Here is a 2,000-nt window from a genome sequence, read left to right as displayed (position 1 = left end):
CGCCGGTCAGCCGCTCGAGCATCGGCTCTACCACTTCCGCCTGCCCTATTCCGGCTTCGAGCACGCCCATATCGTCCTCGGCGGCGAGAGCTATGTGGCGCTGGCCGAGGGGCTGCAGAACGCGCTCTGGGCGCTGGGCGGCGCGCCGCGGGAACACCGCAGCGACAGCCTCTCCGCCGCCTTCCGCAACCTCGGCCACGACGCGCAGGAGGACCTGACCCGGCGCTACGACGCGCTCTGCGCCCACTACGGCATGCAGCCCAGCCGCAATAACCCAGGGATTGCCCACGAGAACGGCGCCATCGAGAGCGCGCATGGCCACCTCAAGGCCGCCACCGCCGACGCCCTGCTGCTGCGTGGCTCGCGCGACTTCCCGGATCTCGCTGCCTATCGCGCCTTCGTCGACGAGGTGGTCGGGCGGCACAACGCCCGCATCGCGCCGCGCATCGCCCTCGAGCGCGAGGCCCTGCAGAACCTGCCCGCCCGGCGCACCACCGACCATGAGGAGGCGGTCGTCACCGTCACCTCCTCGAGCGGCTTCACCCTGCGCAAGGTGTTCTACAGCGTCCCCTCGCGCCTGATCGGCCATCGCCTGCGCGTCCGGCTGTTCGACGATCGGCTCGAGGTCTTCCTCGGCAGCACCCCGCAGTTCACGCTGCCCCGCGGCCGGTCACACCCGGATGGCCGGCATGGCCACGTCGTCGACTACCGGCACGTCATCCACGCCCTGCGTCGCAAGCCCATGGCCCTGCTCGGCCTCGTCTACCGCGACAGCCTCTTTCCGCGCGCCGCCTATGCCCGCGCCTTCGAGGCAATGCGCACCGCGCTTCCCGATCGCATGGCCTGCCGCATCACCGTCGAACTGCTCGCTCTCGCCCATGAGCGCGCCTGCGAGGCGGAACTCGCCCAGCTGATCGAGGCTGACCTCGATGCCGGCCGACTGCCCGACATGGCCGCCCTGCGCGCCCGCTTCGCGCCGGATGCCGCGGCGCTGCCCGCCGTCACTATCCGCAACCCCGCCCTCAGCGCCTATGAGGGCCTGGCAGCCAGCGTCGCGGGAGACGCGGCATGAACGCCACCGATCCCATCGACGCCGGCCGCCTGTCGCTCGCCCTCCACGATCTCCGACTGCCCGCCATCAAGCTGGTCTGGCCTGACCTTGCCGTCCGCGCCGACAAGGAGGGCTGGCCCGCCGCGCGCTTCCTGGCCGCTCTCGCCGAACACGAGATCGCCGAACGCGCCAACCGCCGCATCCAGCGCCACCTCGAGGAGGCCCGGCTGCCTCCCGGCAAGACCCTCGACAGCTTCGACTTCGAGGCCGTGCCCATGATCAGCAAGGCGCAGATCATGGCCCTCGCCGCGGGCGACAGCTGGCTGGAGAAAGGCGCAAACCTGCTGGCTTTCGGCCCCCCGGGCACCGGCAAGTCGCATCTCGCGGCCGCTCTCGGCCTCGCCCTGATCGAGAACGGCTGGCGCGTACTGTTCACGCGCACCACCGACCTCGTGCAGAAACTCCAGGCCGCCCGGCGGGATCTCCAACTCGAGGCCGCTATCGCCAAGCTCGACAAGTACCACCTGCTCATCCTCGACGACATCGCCTACGTCACCAAGGATCAAGCAGAGACCAGCGTCATCTTCGAACTCATCGCTGCGCGCTACGAGCGTCGATCGCTGTTCATCACCTCCAACCAGCCCTTTGGCGAATGGCATCGGATATTTCCCGACCAGGTCATGACCCTCGCCGCAGTGGACCGCCTCGTTCACCACGCCACGATCTTCGAGATGAACGTCGAGAGCTATCGCAGGCGAACCGCCATCGAGCGAAAACGCGGACCAGGCCGCCCGCCAACACGCGCGACAATCACCACCTCATCCTGATTGTCGCGCGTCCTCCGAAAAGCGCTTGCCTCCGTGTCGCGCCGCGACAATCATCCAGCCGCCGCGACACCAGACTCTCATCCTGATTGTCGCGCTGCTCGCACCCAGATTGTCGCGCTACA

At 68.8% G+C, this 2,000-nt stretch carries 2 protein-coding genes; both read left to right on the top strand.

From position 1 onward, the window contains the following. Positions 1-1,072: IS21 family transposase (locus ACLF3G_RS29355; RefSeq protein ID WP_430672916.1), on the top strand; the 1,072-nt coding region annotated here is incomplete at its 5' end. Beyond that, positions 1,069-1,878 (top strand): IS21-like element helper ATPase IstB, encoded by an 810-nt coding sequence (gene istB, locus ACLF3G_RS29350; protein ID WP_430672915.1) that lies wholly within the window; start codon positions 1,069-1,071, stop codon positions 1,876-1,878. The genes ACLF3G_RS29355 and istB, both read left to right, overlap by 4 nt. The last annotated feature ends 122 nt before the right edge of the window (positions 1,879-2,000 follow it).

Origin of the sequence: Falsiroseomonas sp. HC035 (genome assembly GCF_050563525.1) — a bacterium.
Lineage (GTDB): Bacteria > Pseudomonadota > Alphaproteobacteria > Acetobacterales > Acetobacteraceae > Falsiroseomonas.
Note: the sequence above shows the minus strand (reverse complement) of the source record. Positions and strands in the feature narration are given on the sequence as shown.

Coding starts and splice junctions, on each gene's coding strand:
- istB (WP_430672915.1), top strand. CDS start 1,069: ATGAACGCCACCGATCCCATCGACGCCGGCCGCCTGTCGCTCGCCCTC.